Below are 15,574 nucleotides of genomic sequence, written 5' to 3' on the forward strand. Positions count from 1 at the left end.
ATTGCTTTCAGCAGTTAATCGAATGTTGATTAAATGATATTTATATAATCATAAACCCAAAAACTGAGCCGCATTAAACCGCTTAACATCATCCAATCGAGCGTACCGCTCAATCATGGCATCCGTTTTCTGCTTGGTCTGATTTTTAATGGCTTTGTTCGATTGCCCGGCTTCCACGGCAATTGTCACAAAGGAAGCTCGCAACGAGTGGGCCGAATACATGGCTCCCAAATGCCGCTGCACCAAATCATTTACACTCTGATCCGTCAACCGCTCTTTCCCAGGTTGCGCGGGTCGCTGCTGGTTGCCCCGGCTCATGCGCGTGAAGAGAGGCCCTTGGCTACGACCTAAGCATTCCACCCATTCCTGTACGGCCCGTACGGGACAGAAATCCGCACTCGGCGAATAGAATACGGCTTTGTCTTCTTCCAACCCATATTGATTGGTCTTGCTCTGGCGCAGATGAATCACCAGGGCCTGCCGGGTTAGTTCGGTATCCTCCACGTTGAGAGCCACCAACTCCGAGCGCCGAAAAGCACCCGCAAAGCCCAGCAATAACAACGCCCGGTCCCGCAGGCCCGTGGGTGTGGTCAGATCCAGAGTGCGAATGGCCTGCTTGAGCTCGGCCACAGTAAAGGCGGGGGCCTGCCGTTGCCGTTTTCCCACCACCCGTGCAATGCCATCGAGCACGACCTGCAACGCTTCGTGTCCCGTGGGCGAAGGCTTTCCTGCTAGCTGGTGCAGCTTGGCAATGGCGGCCACGTGCCGGCGAATGGTGGCCAGCTTTAGGCCGCGGTCCGCCATCTGCGAAACATACCCGGCAACGGTGGTGACCTCGGCCGGTAGATGAAGTACTTGGTGATGCGTGCAGTAATCCTGGAAGCTCCGCAGATCAGCGGCATACCCGCGCTTGGTATTCTCCGCCCCGTGCAGTCCGGCCTCGACATACTTACCTACCGAAGCGGGCAGTTCCACGAGGGAATGATTCCGGGTGGGAACCAGAACCGGCAGGGACGACAGGTTTTCCATGTACCTATATATAAGGAGCAAAGTTCAATCTTCACTCGAAAATACAAGATAGCAACTTAGTACCGATAAGTAAGTATTATCGGTACTAAGTTGCGGTAGGAGCAGTCAACCTTAGCAGTTCTTATGCGCGGTGGCATCCCTCGCCCTAGACGGTCGCGCCGCGCTGCCGCCGTGGCTTAGCTTGGTGGCGCTAAGCGGTAGCTCGTGCTGCGCCCGCCGGCGCTCTCCTTTACCAGAATGCCTTTATCAATCAGGTCGGCAATGTCGCGGCCGGCCGTGTCCTGGGAACACCGGGCCATGCGCGCCCACTTGGAAGTCGTCAACTTTCCCTCGAAGCCATCGAGCAGCCGCAGCACCAGCCGCTGCTGTCGCTCGGTCAACGGGGTGAGGCGATGCTGTTCCCAGAACCGGGCCTTCGCCAGGACCTGCGAGAGGGTCTGCTCGGCCCTGGTCAGCGCCCGGCCCAGGCACTGCAAGAACCAGGTCAGCCAGGGCGTTAGGTCCAGCGAGCCGCGCTGGCTCGTTTCCAGCAGGTCGTAGTACGTCTGCCGCTCGGCTTGAATCTGCGCCGACATGCTGTAGCCCCGCTGGGCCGTGCCGTCGGCCCGGGTCAGTTGCAGGTCGGCGATGGCCCGGGCCATGCGCCCGTTCCCGTCGTCGAAAGGGTGAATCGTCACAAACCAGAAGTGGGCCACGGCGGCTTTCAGCACGGGGTCCAAGTCGAGCGGGGCGTTGAACCAGGCGAGAAATTGCTGTATCTGCGCGGGTAGCACGTCGGCCGGTGGCGCCTCATAGTGCACGCGCTCCCGTCCCATTGGACCGGAGACCACCTGCATGGGCCCCGTGCGCCAGCCTCCCACGTGCACCGCATACAGTCCGCTGTACCCCGTGGGAAACAGCGCTTGGTGCCAGGCAAAGAGGCGCTCTTCCGTCAAGGGCGCCTCCGCTTGCTGGGTGGCGTCGAGCATCAGGGCCACGACGCCTTCCACCCGGCGATCCGCGGGTGGCAGCCCTCCCTGCTCTAAACCCAGACGGTAGGCAATCGAAGAGCGCACCGACGCCGGCGGTAATACCTCACCTTCGATTTCACTGGACTTCAGAACCTCCAGCGTGAGCGTTTGCAGCGTGGCCTCGGCTTGCAGGTCTAGGCCAAGCCCGTCGAGCCGCCCGAGCAAGCGTCCCTGCTGGTGACGCACTTCTCCCAACAGGCTTTCTAAGGCCGCCGGCTGCCAGGTGAACTGCGGCCAATCAGGCAGTTGATGAATGTAAGGGCCTATTCTCCGCATCATATGCGGTAAATATAACCACTATTCTCCGCAACTAGTTCTGCATTCCTGTATAGGACGAACGGCGCTTAGGAGTAACCTCCCGTGATCTGGAGCGGCTAGGGTCGCATAAGGAAACTTTATCGGAACCTATCCGCTCTGCTGTCACCACTCTTCAAGGAGCGTTTAAGAAATGTGACAAAGCCCCAACAGTCTGTGGTCATCTGATCAGGAGTCAATCAAAACTTGCGTACTTTCAGTAGGCCCACCCCGTAACACCCTGCCTACATGAACTGGAGCGAAGAACAGGTGCTCGCTTTGATTGCGTACCGCGAACATAACGAGCACATGCAACTGCTGGCCGCGGCCCACCACTGGACGGAGCTGGGGCAGGCCGACACGGTCTGCTGGGGGCAGGGGCAAGAAGGCGAGCAGGTCTGGCGGGCCGGGGTCGATTCGGCCAGTGCGCAGTTTGCCTGTTCCTGCCCCGACGGCAGTCATCCCTGCGTGCATAGTGTGGCCTTGCTCCTGTTCTGGATGCGCACGCCAGTACACTTTCCCCTGGCCGAGCCGCCAGAGTGGATGACGTGGTGGCAGGCGGAGCGCCCAGCCGATGCCGCGCGGACGGGCGGGCGCACCCGCTACACGCCTATCTGGGTCGTCCAGAAAGCCTTGGAGCACCCCGACCAACCGGAGCGGCTGGCGCGGCAGCAACATGGTGCCGCCACGTTGGCGACCTGGCTCCAAGCCCTGCTGGCGGAAGGCCTGCCCTTCGCCCAGTATCTCTTCTCTTCGATCTGGGAAAACCAGATCGCCCACTTGTTTGAGCACGAGCTGCCGGGCTTGGGCCGGGCCTTGCGCCAGATCGCCGTTCTGCGCCATCAACCGGGGCCACAAGCGCTGGATGACTTGCTGGCGGCCCTGGGAGACCTCTACCTACTGACCCAAGCATTTCAGCACCCCGAACCCTTGTCCCCGGCCGAGCGGGAGGACGTGCGCCTGCGCGCCGGCATTCACCTGCTGGCGCGGGAACGGGTGCTGGCCACGCAGCCCGGCGTGGCCGACACCTGGCGGGTATTGGCCCGGCATACCCAACCAGAAGAGCGTTTCGGGCCTTGGTATCACCGCCGGACTTGGCTCTGGGGCCAGCGCACGGGGCGCTACGCGCTATGGCTGGAATCGGATTGGAACCCGCCCCCCTCCTCCAGTGGGTTACAGCCCAGGGGGCAGTACACGGGTCCGCTGCATTTCTATCCCAGTGCGTATCCCTTACGGGCTACGCTGGACCTAGCGGGGTGGGTCCGACAGCAATCGGGGGGAGAAATGGTCCCCCCCGGCATCTCCCCCTGGCAACTGGCTGAGGCGTACGCGGCTGCCCTCCAGCAGCAACCCTGGCTCACCGAGTGGCCGGTGACACTGGGGCCCGTGGTGCCGGTGCTGACCAGTCCCACCGAAGTCCAGCTGTATCATCCCCAGGAGCAGTGTCTGGTTCCCTTGCACGGGCCGGCCCAGGAAGTGTGGCAACTGCTGGCTACCAGCGCCGGGGCCCCGCTCGCCGTCTTCGGGGAATGGAATGGCCAGGCTCTGCAGCCCTGGGCGCACTGGGCCGTCGCTGCTTCCCCAACGGAACTTTCTACGCCATGAGCTTTCCCATTTGGTCTCAGCTACGCGCCGTCGCCCTGGCCGGAACACGCCACTACTCCGCGCCGGTGCTGCCCGCGCACGAGCTGTTGCTGGCCGCGGGCACGCTCCGGCGCCAGGAGCGCGCCGCGTGGCAGCCGATGCGGGGCACGGGGACGACGCCTCTAGCTCCCCCACCGGAAACGCGGCCCGCCGTTGGGCCTCTAGGCCAGCAACTGCTCGAGACCATGCTCGCGGGCACTTACTCGAGCTTCCTGTATAGCTATTATCAAGACTTGGCCCTGAGCGGGCGGCGGGTGCCGCATCGGCTGCTGGCAGCCGCGCTGGAGCAGCAGATCCAGCACCCGCCCGCTTATCCGAACCCCTACCTGCTGGCCGCGCTGGGGGAGCGAGGCGCCTGGCTGGCGCGCCTGCAGCCGGCCTGGCGTTCGCTTGTAACGCTGCCCGAAGAGCGGACCTGGACCCATGGCTCCCCCCAGCAGAGGTGGCGCTTTCTGCTGGTTTGTCGAGAACAGGATCCCGCGCGCGGTCGCGCCTTGCTGGCCGCCTCGCTGCCGTTTGATCCACCCTGGTTGCAGGCCGACTTTTTATCTGCCCTATCCTGGCAGTTGACGGCCGATGACACCCCATTGCTGCGCCCCTGGCTTCACTCCCCGGACCGGGGCGTCCGCCAGGCGGCGCAGGGGCTGCTGCAGCAGCGCCCAAACAAGGAGGTAGTTACGCCTGCCCCCTGGCAGCAGGGCCTTCAGCTGTTGGAGGACACCCTGCGCCAGGCCGCCGAGAAAGGATATGGCCACGTGGAACGGACAATCAGGCAGCTGGTGCACCACCTCGTGGAGCAGGTCCCGGAAGCCCACGAGGAAGAGCTCGAACAACGCCTTCAGGGGGTAGTCGACGCCTGTGTCGGGCCGCAGGAATTCATTGGAAAGGAGTTAAACGTGCTCCGGTTCAAGCGCCAGCTCCGTTTGTCCCTGCTGGAGCCCCCATCGCAGCAAGACTAATTAAGCACCTTACTTCCGCCAGCCCTAGAAAGGTCCAGACCCGCCCGGCGTAGCACAATGTTCTTAGAAACTGCCCCGTACGCAGGACCAGTTGGACCATCACGTTTCCTCAAAAGATGCTGCTCCGAAAATTTTGAAAAAGCAATCCGCTCTGCTTTCACCGCTATTGAACGTCCGTTTCATAAACGTTATAAAGCCGGCCGCAACGCGTAAAGGATCAGCGTGGCCGGACCAGAAGCGAGAAGGACCAATAATTCCTAAGTGAGAGATGCGGACCACCGGCTATGCCCCGGCCGGTTAGTCCAGCCGGCTTACTACCCAATTCATCAACGTGTTGCGCCTGTTCGGAACACCTCCGGCTGCAAACAACCATTCGAGGTAACTTCGGTATAACTTTCTAACGAACCGATTGGGCGCAGGTGAGCGTACTCTCGTCGCGCTGCTGCTGGTTAACGTCCGCCCGCCGCCCTTCCGCAACCCATTTGCCTTTGGTATGAAGCTCCGCCTGCTCCAGCAGTGGCAGTTACTACGCGAATCGCTCTGGTTTGTGCCTGGGTTGATGGTGCTGACAGCCATTGCAGCGGCCTTTAGTCTGGTACGCTATGATGCGCACACCACCGTGCAGGGCACCAAGCACTTTCCCTTGCTCTTTGGCATTGGGGCCGATGCTTCCCGGGGCATGCTCACGGCCATTGCCGGCTCCATGCTGACGGTAGCTACGCTAGCCTTTTCAGTGACGCTGGCCGCGTTTTCTCAGATCAGTACACAATACTCTCCCCGGGTGCTCCGCAACTTCATGCGGGACGAAGTCAACCAGGTGGTCATGGGCTATTTCGTTGGCGTGTTTGCCTATTGCCTGGCCGTGCTGGGTACCATCCGTGGTCCCGAGGAAGGCAAATTCGTACCCTCTACAGCCGTGCTCGTGGGCTTGCTCCTGGCCATGGGCGGGGTAGCGGCCCTGGTGTTTTTCATTCACCACATTGCTGAATCCCTGCAGACCGGTACACTGGTGCGCCGCATTGCTCTGGAAACCCTAGAGGCCATCGGCAACCTGTTTCCCGGTCAGTTGGGGGAGCCGGTGGCCGAGGAAGCGCAACCAGCGGCCAAGCAGTTGCTACAGGAGGAAGTGGGCTGGCACCCGTTACCTGCCACCGTCTGCGGGTACCTGCAGCGCGTTGACGCCGCCGGCCTGCTGCGCTGGGCCCACCACCATCGGGCCGTGTTGCACCTGCACTTTGCCGTCGGCTCGTTTGTGGGCCAGGGCCAGCCCCTGTTTAGCGTCCGTCCCGGGCAGGACGCCCCCGGGGAACCCCGGACCACCTGGCCCGCGGACCTAATGAAATATGTAACCATCGGCCGTCATCGCAACATCGAGCAGGACATTGGCTTTGGCATTCAGCAGCTGGTAGACATTGCCCTGAAGGCTCTTTCCATCGGCATTAATGACACGACCACGGCCATCATGGCCGTTAATTACCTGGGCGAAATCAACGGGCAGTTAGCGCGCCGGGACTTTCCCGTGCCGTGGCGGGGCGATGGGCAGCACTTGCGCGTCGTGGTCAGCACGCCCTCGTTTGAGGACTACATCCGCCTATCCTTTGACCTGGTGCGCCTGAATGCACGCGGCAACCCGGCGGTGCTGCGGCACCTGCTGCGGGCCTTGGCCTTAGCGGGAGGCCAGGTGTTGTATGTCGAGCGCAAAGCGGTGCTGCGGGAGCAGGCGGCCCTGGTGATGGCCTGTGCCCAGAGTAGCATCACGGGTAACTATGAGCAGCAGCAGGTGCAGGCACTATACCAAGAGTTGCATGAGCGTTGGCAATAGGGACTTTGGGGTTGGTAAATGAATCGCCTACCACATTGGTGTCTCTCCCTTTTACTTCTGCGTAAATCAGAATTCCTCGGCCTATACCTTTCTTGTCTGCTGGTATTCTCCTCTTCCTTTTTCTCTGCTATGCCCTTGGACCCTACCCAAATTCTCACCCTCACGCTGAGCCCGGCCGTGGACAAGAGCTCCTCCGTGGCCGGCATCGTGCCCGACCACAAGCTGCACTGTGCTCCCCCGGTCTTTGAGCCCGGCGGGGGCGGGATTAATGTGTCCCGGGGCCTGCAGCGGCTGGGGGTCAGTTCCCGGGCGGTCTTTCCTGCCGGCGGACCGGTGGGCTTGCAGCTGCAGCAGCTGTTGACCGCCGAGGGAATTGCGCAGCAGGCGGTGCCCATTACGGGAAATACCCGGGAGAACTTTACCGTGGTGGATACCACTACCGGCCAGCAGTTCCGCTTCGGCATGCCCGGCACGCCCCTGACCAGTAGCGAGCAGCAGCAGATCCTGGATTTTCTGCGCACCTGCCTGCCCGTCCCGGCTTACTGGGTCATCAGTGGCAGCCTGCCCCCGGGCGTAGCGCCAGACTTTCTGGAAGAAGTGCTGCACCTGGCGAAGGCCCGGGGAGTAAAAGTCATTGCCGATACCTCCGGCCCCGCTTTACAGCGCATGGTGGAAGCCGGCGTCTATCTGATTAAACCGAACCTGCGGGAGCTCAGCCAGCTGGTGGGGGCCGGCGGCGAAATTGAAAGTGCCCAGCTGGCCCCCATGGCCCGCCGGCTGATTGGGGCGGGTCGCTGCGAGGTTGTGGTCGCGTCTTTAGGCCCGCAGGGAGCGTGCCTGATCACCCACGACCTGGAAGACCACATTCCCGCCCCCGCCGTCCCGCGGCGCAGCACCGTGGGAGCCGGGGACAGTATGGTGGCCGGCATCGTTTACGGTTTAGTTCAGGGCCTTCCCCTGCGCGAGGCCGCCCGCCTCGGGGTCGCCTGCGGCACGGCGGCCACCATGAACCCGGGCACGGAGCTCTTCCATAAAGCGGATGTCGACCGGCTCTACCACTGGCTACGGCAGGCGATGCCCGCCGCCGCCTGACAACCGGGACTTCCCTCCTGACCAATAGTGCGGGTCATGCATCCTAATAAGGGAGCTGCACTACCTGGGATTAATCGTTACGGTCCGTATCCGTCACCGTGATGACGTTGGAGCGGTCGATGGCAATGGTATACTCGTGGCACTGACTCACGTCCGTGGTGCTGACATAGTCCACGTTGTTGACTTTCAGCGTGAAGGTCGTCTGACCAGGGGCATAGCTGGCAAAATCCGAACTGGTGCCGGGGGCTACGTTGTTGATATTTATCGTGTTGCCCCCCGAGGTTTTGACCTGCACACTGGCCGTCTGCGTGCCATTGTTGGTGATCCGGGCCTGGGGATCTTCATCTTTGCATTTGTTGCAGCTACTGGCTACCAGACCGAGAAGGCTGGCTAGAAAGAATGTCGACAGGGAATTTCCAGCTTTCAAGGGAGAGAGGTTAAGGAATAAAAGCAACCCTGGCAGGCAGGTGGGCATGCCGGGGGTGCACAAGATACACGCTTGCCGCGAAGCATACGAAAGGGCTGGTAAAACCAGGCTAGGCCTTGGTAAGGGGCCCCATGCCCGCCGAGGAGCAGGTAAGAGCACCTCCCTTTATCAAAATGCCAGGTTTGTTGACTTATCTTCGCTGCGGGAAGCAAGCATCCTCCCAGGGCATATGCGAGAAGGCACCCTCCTGTTCATCGATGACGAAGCCAGCCTGCGGCAGGTCCTCTCCCGGGTTCTGGAGTTAGAAGGGTATGCCGTTTGGCAGGCTCCTGATGCCCGCCGCGGGCTTGAGCTGTTGCAACAACTGGCTGCCGACGTACTCGTTATCCTCTGCGATGTGAAGCTGCCCGATGCCCACGGGGTGGAACTGTTGACTCGTTTAAAGGCTATCGCGCCCTTGGCGGAAGTCATCCTGCTGACCGCCTACGGCACCGTTCCCGATGGGGTGCGCGCCATGAAGCTGGGGGCTTTCGATTACCTGACCAAGGGAGACTCGGACGACCAGCTGCTGGTTGTCGTCGAGCGGGCAGTGGAAAAGTCCCGCCTGCAGCGACGGGTGGCCGACTTAGAAAAGCAGGTAGGAGCGCAACACAGCTTTGGCTCCATGATCGGGAACTCTCCTGCCCTGCGGCAGGCCAAAGCGCTAGCGGAACGGGTTGCCCCCACCGAAGCGGCCGTTTTGCTGGAAGGGCCTACCGGCAGCGGCAAGGAGCTCTTTGCCCAGGCGATTCACCAGGCCAGTTCCAGGCACATCAAGCCCTTCGTGGCGGTCAACTGCAGCGCGTTTCCCAAGGACCTGCTGGAATCCGAGCTCTTTGGCTACCGGAAGGGGGCCTTTACCGGGGCCCTAACCGACAAGAAAGGGCTATTCGAGGAAGCACACGGCGGCACGCTGTTTCTGGATGAAATCGGGGAGCTCGACATCAACCTGCAGGCCAAGCTGCTACGAGTCCTGGAAAGCCAGGAGTTTAACAAGCTGGGCGACACGAAACCGACGAAGGTCAACGTACGCCTTATTGCCGCTACCAACCGCAATTTGCGGCAGGAAGCCGACCATGGACATTTTCGGGCCGATTTGTTTTACCGCTTATCAGTGTTTGTCGTACCTGTACCCTCGCTGAATGCCCGCCGCGACGACATTGAGACCCTGGCCCGTCATTTCCTGCAGCTGTACGCGGCCAAGCTGGGCAAGCGCCTACGGGGCATGGACCCTGACTTCCTCCACCAACTGCGGCACTACGACTGGCGCGGCAATGTCCGGGAGCTGAAAAACGTGCTGGAGCGCGCCGTGATCCTGGCCGATGAGGAGCTGCTGACCTCCGATACCCTGCCGCCGGAGTTTCAACAGCTACCCGCCGCCGAGGCAGAGAACAGCCGCTCGCTGCGCGCGATGGAAAAGCGCCAGATCCGGCTGGTCCTGCAGGAAACCGCCGGCAATAAAACCGAGGCCGCCCGGCAGCTCGGTATCGGCCTGAAAACCCTCTACCGAAAAATACAGGAGTACGGCTTATAAGCGTCGCGCCGGCTAAGTCTGCCCTATCCTTTTGACCACATACCATGTCAAAAGGATAGGGCTCTATGTACTAGACAGCTTGGCAACTCGGGGAATTTAATAAATAAGCAACTCTCCATCAGGGGCTTGCAAGTTGTTTTTAGAACCGGACCTACCCTGGCTTGTCATTGGCTTGCACTTGGACTGCTCTCCACTATGAACATCAAAACGAAAATTACGCTGGGCTTTCTGGCCGTATTGGTGCTCCTGTTGAGTATGGGTTGGTATGCCCATACGACCGTGCAGCGCCTGGATCGGAGCTCCCGCGCCATTCTGCAGGATAATTTTCGCTCGGTCCAGCTGGGCCAGCGGATGCTTCAGGCGTTAGATGTGGCCGAAATAGCTCCTAACGCGCCGAAGGGGCTCCCCCGCTTCCGCGAGCAACTCCACCAGGCCGCGGCCAACGTCACCGAAGCCGGGGAACAACCGGTTGTGGACAGCCTGACCGCCCTGGCGGGGCTCCCTATCCAAGCGGCCGGGTACCCCACCGAGCTAGCCCGGCTGCGCCGGCTCACCCACCGCCTAGTGGCCGTCAATATGCAGGCGCTGACTCGTCAAAATGAGCGCGCCAATCGCACCGCCGAGCAAGCCAGCTACTATTTACTGGGTTTCTTGGCGGTTAGCTTCCTCGTCGCGCTGGGCTTAGCCGTGGGCGTACCTGAGGTAGCCGTAAGCGGGCTGGCTAAGCTCTCGGCCAGCATCGAGCACGCCGCGCAGGGAAACTTTACCGCCACTATTCCCCTGGAAAGCCGCGACGAGTTTGGGCAGGTTGCCCTCGCTTTTAACCGCTTGTTGGGGCACCTGAATGAATTTCGCAGTACGAACCTGGCCGAAGTACTCACCGAGCGCAACCGGGTAGCCAGCATTGTGCAGACCCTGGACGAGGCCTTGTTCTTGTTGGACGAAGCCCGCGTGGTGCTGGTGGCCAACCCACCCGCCTGCGCCTTGCTGGGGTTACCCGAAAACCAGGTGGTGGGTCAGTCAGCTGCCCAACTGGCGCAAACCAACCGCGTGATGGCCTCCTTACTGCCCCAGGTGCTGGCGTCCGAAGCCCAGCGGGCCGCCGAAGCATTGCCCTTTACGCTCACCCGCGACGGCGAAGAAAATCACTACCGCCTGCTGGTGCACAATGAAACGTGCTTTAACCCGGTCCGGGGCCAGATGGAATTTCTGGGGACGATTGTGTCCCTGCACAACGTGTCGGACTTCAAGCGCCTGGACCAGGCTAAGTCCCAGTTCCTAGCCACCGTCTCCCATGAGATGAAGACCCCGCTGTCCACTATCCACTTTCACCTGAAACTGCTGCAGGACCAGCGCGTGGGTCCCCTGAATGCGGAGCAGCAGCAGATGGTAGCTACTCTCAAGCAGGAAAACCAGCGGCTCCTCAAGCTCACCCGCGACCTGCTGGACGTCGCCCGCCTGGAATCGGGGGCTATCCCCCTGAATGTACAGCCCACGGCCGTCCCGGCGCTGGTGGCCGCAGCCACGGACCCATTGCAGCTGCAGCTAGCCCCGAAAGGCCTGAAGCTGGACGTAAACCTGGCGCCCGACTTGCCGCTGGTGCACGCCGACCTGGAAAAATCCGCATGGGTACTCTTAAACCTGCTGGCCAATGCGGTACGCTACTCGCCCGATGCCGGTCATATAATCGTCAGCGCAGCCCTAACTCCTGACCATGGCGCCATACAGGTCAATGTACAGGACCACGGCCCTGGGATTGCTCGGGAGCACCAGGAGCAAATATTCCAGCGCTTTGCCCAAGTGCCCGATGCCGCCGGCATGTATCGCAGCGGCAGTGGCCTGGGCCTGAGCATTTCCCGGGAGTTCATTGCGGCCCAGGGCGGACAGCTCGGCGTGACCAGCTCACCGGGCATGGGCAGCACCTTCTTCTTCACCTTACCCTTGGCCTCCTAACCTTTGGGGCACGTACCACACCGCCTTCTTACTTGCTATTCCCTATGTCTACTCTGGAAAACGATAACGCGGAGACCCATCATACCAGCCGCATCACGACGGCGGGCCTGCTCATTGCGCTCGGTATTATCTATGGGGATATCGGTACCTCCCCGCTGTATGTCATGAAAGCTATCGTGCCCGGCCGGATCGATGCGAACCTGGTATACGGCGGTATTTCCTGTGTATTGTGGACGCTCACGCTGCAAACTACCCTAAAGTACGTGCTGCTCACCCTCAACGCGGACAACAACGGGGAGGGCGGTATTTTCTCCTTGTATGCCCTGGTGCGCCGCCGCGGCACCTGGCTATCCGCGGTGGCCATTATCGGCGGGGCTGCCCTCATGGCCGACGGGATTATTACCCCGCCGATTTCCGTGTCCTCCGCCGTGGAAGGGCTGGAAGCAGTCTACCCCCATCTCCCGACGGTGCCCATCGTCATCGGTATTCTGGTGGCGCTCTTCCTTCTCCAGAGCTTCGGCACCCAGATTGTGGGTAAGGCTTTCGGCCCCATCATGTTCGTGTGGTTTGGCATGCTGGCCGTGCTGGGTATCATGGGTATTCTGCATCACCCGGAGATCCTGAAAGCCGCTAACCCCTATTATGCCTATAACCTGCTGGTGAACACGCCGGGCGGCTTCTGGCTGCTGGGGGCCGTGTTTCTGTGTACTACCGGGGCCGAGGCCCTGTATTCCGACCTGGGTCATTGCGGCAAAGGCAACATCCGCATCAGCTGGATTTTCGTCAAGCTGTGCCTGCTGCTGAATTACTTCGGGCAGGGCGCCTGGCTGGTGGCCCACCAGGGGGAAGAGCTTTCGGGACGCAACCCGTTTTATGCCTTAATGCCGTCCTGGTTCCTGCTCATTGGCATTGGCATTGCCACCATGGCCGCCGTCATAGCTTCCCAGGCCCTGATTACGGGCTCGTTTACCCTGGTCTCCGAAGCTATCCGCCTGAATATGTGGCCCAAGGTGAAGCTCAACTACCCTACCGACGTGAAAGGGCAGCTCTACGTGCCCAGCATGAACCGCCTGTTATTGCTGGGCTGTATTGGCATTGTACTTTACTTTCAAAAGTCAGAGCACATGGAAGCCGCCTACGGGTTGGCTATTACGATTACCATGCTGATGACTACCCTGCTGCTCTCTATGTGGCTGCAGGCTAAAAAGGTGCCGATGCCGCTGGTGGTCCTCTTCCTGTTGGTCTACGGTTTGATCGAAGGCTCCTTTCTGGTGGCCAATCTCATCAAATTTCCCCACGGCGGCTGGGTGTCGGTGGCCATCAGCCTTTGCCTAATTTCGGTCATGTACGTCTGGCTGCGCGCCTACTACATCAAGCGCCGCCTGACGGAGGTGGTGCCCCTGGCTACTTACCTGGATGCTCTGCGCGAGCTCAGTAAGGATGAGTCCATCCCGAAGTATTCCACCCACCTGGTGTTCATGAGCTCAGCGGAGCGGCCAACGGAAATCGAGTCGAAAATCATCTATTCCATCTTCCAGAAGCGCCCTAAGCGGGCTGATATCTACTGGTTTGTGCACGTGGACACCACCGACCAGCCCTACACCATGGAGTACTCGGTGAAGGAGCTGGCCGTGGATGATGCCTACCGCATCACCTTCCGCCTGGGTTTCCGGGTGGAGCAGAAAATCAACCTCTATTTCCGCAAGGTCATTGAGGAGATGGTGCGCAACAAGGAAGTAGATATCACCTCGCGCTACGAGTCGCTGAGCAAGCAGCACGTCACCGGCGACTTCCGCTTTGTGGTGCTGGAAAAGTACCTGTCAGTGGAAAATGACTTCCCGCCCATGGAGAAAGTGATCATGCAGGCCTACTTCTACATCAAGCAGTTTATTGCTTCCGAAGACAAGTATTTCGGGCTGGATACCAGCTCTGTGAAAGTGGAAAAGGTGCCCTTGATCATCTCACCGGCTCAGGACATCACACTCACCCGCATTGAAGATCAACCCTCCCCGGTAACGGCCCCATGAAGCTGCTAGTAACCGCCGGGCTAAGCCTGGCGGGGGTGGGAGTTGCTTGGGCTCAACCACCCGTTGTGGCAGTGGCCACGGAAGTGCCGGTCCCCGATTCGGTGGCGGCCCCTGCTTCGCCGTTAACCTTTTACGGGTTTGTGGACGCCTATTATGGGTATGACTTTGGCCATGGGGACACGCATGATCGACCGGCCTTCCTGTATTCCCACGACCGCCAGAACGAGTTTACCGTCAACAACGCCGTACTGGGCCTTCGTTACCAGGACGAGCGGGTGCGCGGGGCCCTGGGCCTGCACGCGGGCTCCTACGTAGTAGTTAATTACGCCGCCGAGGAGCCGGTGATCCAGCATGTATATGAAGCCTACGCCGGCTTCCGGCCCTTTCGAAAGGCCTGGCTCGACGTGGGCATTTTCACCTCGCACATCGGCTTTGAGTCAGCCCTGAGCCAGGACAACTGGACACTGACCCGCTCGCTCATGGCCGAGAACTCCCCCTACTTCGAGAGCGGGGCCCGCCTGACCTATGAAGTCAGCCCGCCGCTGACCCTGACCGCGTTGGTGCTGAACGGCTGGCAGAACATCCGCGAAACCAATCAAAGCAAGGCCGTGGGCACCCAGGTGCAGTGGAAGCCCGCGGGCGGCAAATGGGTGCTGAACAGCAGCTCTTTTTATGGGAATGAGCAGCCAAGGGACTCGTTGCGCCGCCGGCGCCTTTTCCATGACTTCTACGGGAGCTACGCGGCGACCCAGCGGCTCTCCCTGGCCCTGGTTTTCGACATCGGCCAGCAGCAGGCTACAGATGATGGCAAGCGTGATACGTGGCATGCGGGGGCCGCCTTCCTGCGCTATCAGCTGGCCCCGCAGTGGACCGGTGCTCTACGGGCAGAATACTACCAGGCCGAGCGGGGGGTAGTGATTCAGTCTCTGACGCCAGCGCCCGGTGCTGCCGCAGTCACTCTGAGAGGCGCTTCCCTGAACTTGGACTATGCCCCCGCCCGCCAGGTGCTCGTCCGGCTGGAAGGCCGACTGTTAGCCGCCAGGCACCCCACCTTCCCGCGGCGGGAGGCAGGCCTCTCCAATCACTACGGCAATATCACGACCTCCGTAACCATCCGCCTATAAGTACCTGAGGGCTCCCCATTATATGCCGCTGGAGGGATAAGCCGGCCGGAGGTGCGGGGCGAAATTCATCTTAAAAACAAGCAACTATTCATGTTTCGCAAAGGACTTGGGGTATGAAGGTGCACAGCTCGTTTTGGCCACCCGCGCTCCGGGCGCTGTTGGGGCCGGCCACGCTCGCCGCCTGGCTGGTGACGTACCGCCCCGCGGCTTCCTTGGCCAGCTGGCTGCTGATCATAGGGGCGGCGCTGGCGGTAAGTTATGCCGTGGCCTTCCAGGATTTTGTGCACATCACCAGTCGGGATGGCATCCTGCTAGTTACTTACCCGTTCCGTTTTTCCCGCAAAACGTACTTGCTGGTGCTAGCGGAAATTACCGCGCTCTCCTGTCAACCGGGCTGGCCGAACGTCTTGGTATTTCATCTGGGTAAGCAAGTGTCGCTCCGGCTTCCTTTTGCCGCTTTAAGCTCCGCGGCTATTATGACTATGAAGAAGGAAGTGATGAGGTAAAAGGAGGCATGAACCTCTGGTAAGGGTAGCAGCTTACCATAATTCGACTTATCGGACTTGGATAGCGGCGAGTGGCTCGGTTCTGCGACCCGTACGCTTGGCGCAATCGCTTTC

General features: G+C 60.7%; 12 protein-coding genes. 9 read left to right on the plus strand and 3 right to left on the minus strand.

Annotation, left to right across the window (positions count from 1 at the left end; translation table 11 throughout):
- Positions 1–48 precede the first annotated feature (48 nt).
- Both Q4G72_RS17805 and Q4G72_RS17810 read right to left on the minus strand, forming a co-directional pair.
- Positions 49–1,029, minus strand: a complete 981-nt coding sequence (locus Q4G72_RS17805) for a tyrosine-type recombinase/integrase (protein ID WP_303312788.1) — start codon at positions 1,027–1,029, stop codon at positions 49–51.
- 176 nt (positions 1,030–1,205) lie between these two features.
- Complete coding sequence (locus tag Q4G72_RS17810; protein ID WP_303312798.1) at positions 1,206–2,315, minus strand: Fic family protein; 1,110 nt, start codon at positions 2,313–2,315, stop codon at positions 1,206–1,208.
- A gap of 486 nt (positions 2,316–2,801) precedes the next feature.
- Here Q4G72_RS17810 and Q4G72_RS17815 point away from each other — a divergent pair, with 486 nt between their 5' ends.
- From Q4G72_RS17815 to Q4G72_RS17830, 4 genes are all read left to right on the plus strand, one after another.
- Complete coding sequence (locus tag Q4G72_RS17815; protein ID WP_303312789.1) at positions 2,802–3,938, plus strand: SWIM zinc finger family protein; 1,137 nt, start codon at positions 2,802–2,804, stop codon at positions 3,936–3,938.
- On the plus strand, positions 3,935–4,936 hold the full coding sequence (locus Q4G72_RS17820; protein ID WP_502213692.1) for a DUF5691 domain-containing protein: 1,002 nt from the start codon (positions 3,935–3,937) through the stop codon (positions 4,934–4,936). Before Q4G72_RS17815 ends, Q4G72_RS17820 begins: the two co-directional genes overlap by 4 nt.
- 493 nt (positions 4,937–5,429) lie before the next feature.
- Positions 5,430–6,758: a DUF2254 domain-containing protein gene (locus tag Q4G72_RS17825; protein ID WP_303312790.1), complete on the plus strand. Its 1,329-nt coding sequence runs from the start codon at positions 5,430–5,432 to the stop codon at positions 6,756–6,758.
- A gap of 129 nt (positions 6,759–6,887) precedes the next feature.
- Positions 6,888–7,850: a 1-phosphofructokinase family hexose kinase gene (locus Q4G72_RS17830; protein ID WP_303312791.1), complete on the plus strand. Its 963-nt coding sequence runs from the start codon at positions 6,888–6,890 to the stop codon at positions 7,848–7,850.
- Positions 7,851–7,920: 70 nt separating this feature from the next.
- Here Q4G72_RS17830 and Q4G72_RS17835 read toward each other — a convergent pair whose 3' ends face one another.
- The gene (locus Q4G72_RS17835) at positions 7,921–8,277 is read right to left on the minus strand and encodes a hypothetical protein (RefSeq protein ID WP_303312792.1); all 357 of its coding nucleotides are present in this window, start codon (positions 8,275–8,277) and stop codon (positions 7,921–7,923) included.
- Positions 8,278–8,506: 229 nt separating this feature from the next.
- Between Q4G72_RS17835 and Q4G72_RS17840 the strand changes: the two genes are divergently transcribed.
- The 5 genes from Q4G72_RS17840 (at position 8,507) to Q4G72_RS17860 (ending at position 15,460) form a co-directional block, all read left to right on the plus strand.
- Positions 8,507–9,850 (plus strand): sigma-54-dependent transcriptional regulator, encoded by a 1,344-nt coding sequence (locus tag Q4G72_RS17840; RefSeq protein WP_303312793.1) that lies wholly within the window; start codon positions 8,507–8,509, stop codon positions 9,848–9,850.
- A gap of 195 nt (positions 9,851–10,045) precedes the next feature.
- Complete coding sequence (locus tag Q4G72_RS17845; RefSeq protein WP_303312794.1) at positions 10,046–11,803, plus strand: ATP-binding protein; 1,758 nt, start codon at positions 10,046–10,048, stop codon at positions 11,801–11,803.
- A gap of 44 nt (positions 11,804–11,847) precedes the next feature.
- The gene (locus Q4G72_RS17850; RefSeq protein WP_303312795.1) at positions 11,848–13,830 is read left to right on the plus strand and encodes a KUP/HAK/KT family potassium transporter; all 1,983 of its coding nucleotides are present in this window, start codon (positions 11,848–11,850) and stop codon (positions 13,828–13,830) included.
- Positions 13,827–14,954, plus strand: coding sequence for a porin (locus Q4G72_RS17855; protein WP_303312796.1), 1,128 nt, complete (start codon positions 13,827–13,829; stop codon positions 14,952–14,954). Before Q4G72_RS17850 ends, Q4G72_RS17855 begins: the two co-directional genes overlap by 4 nt.
- A 113-nt stretch (positions 14,955–15,067) precedes the next feature.
- Entirely contained in the window at positions 15,068–15,460 is a 393-nt protein-coding gene (locus Q4G72_RS17860) for a hypothetical protein (RefSeq protein ID WP_303312797.1), read from the plus strand.
- The last annotated feature ends 114 nt before the right edge of the window (positions 15,461–15,574 follow it).

The organism is Hymenobacter sp. BT730 (genome assembly GCF_030542105.1).
GTDB lineage: Bacteria > Bacteroidota > Bacteroidia > Cytophagales > Hymenobacteraceae > Hymenobacter.

Coding starts and splice junctions, on each gene's coding strand:
- Q4G72_RS17825 (WP_303312790.1), top strand. CDS start 5,430: ATGAAGCTCCGCCTGCTCCAGCAGTGGCAGTTACTACGCGAATCGCTC.
- Q4G72_RS17840 (WP_303312793.1), top strand. CDS start 8,507: ATGCGAGAAGGCACCCTCCTGTTCATCGATGACGAAGCCAGCCTGCGG.
- Q4G72_RS17805 (WP_303312788.1), bottom strand. CDS start 1,029: ATGGAAAACCTGTCGTCCCTGCCGGTTCTGGTTCCCACCCGGAATCAT.
- Q4G72_RS17820 (WP_502213692.1), top strand. CDS start 3,935: ATGAGCTTTCCCATTTGGTCTCAGCTACGCGCCGTCGCCCTGGCCGGA.
- Q4G72_RS17855 (WP_303312796.1), top strand. CDS start 13,827: ATGAAGCTGCTAGTAACCGCCGGGCTAAGCCTGGCGGGGGTGGGAGTT.
- Q4G72_RS17830 (WP_303312791.1), top strand. CDS start 6,888: ATGCCCTTGGACCCTACCCAAATTCTCACCCTCACGCTGAGCCCGGCC.
- Q4G72_RS17845 (WP_303312794.1), top strand. CDS start 10,046: ATGAACATCAAAACGAAAATTACGCTGGGCTTTCTGGCCGTATTGGTG.
- Q4G72_RS17810 (WP_303312798.1), bottom strand. CDS start 2,315: ATGCGGAGAATAGGCCCTTACATTCATCAACTGCCTGATTGGCCGCAG.
- Q4G72_RS17850 (WP_303312795.1), top strand. CDS start 11,848: ATGTCTACTCTGGAAAACGATAACGCGGAGACCCATCATACCAGCCGC.
- Q4G72_RS17860 (WP_303312797.1), top strand. CDS start 15,068: ATGAAGGTGCACAGCTCGTTTTGGCCACCCGCGCTCCGGGCGCTGTTG.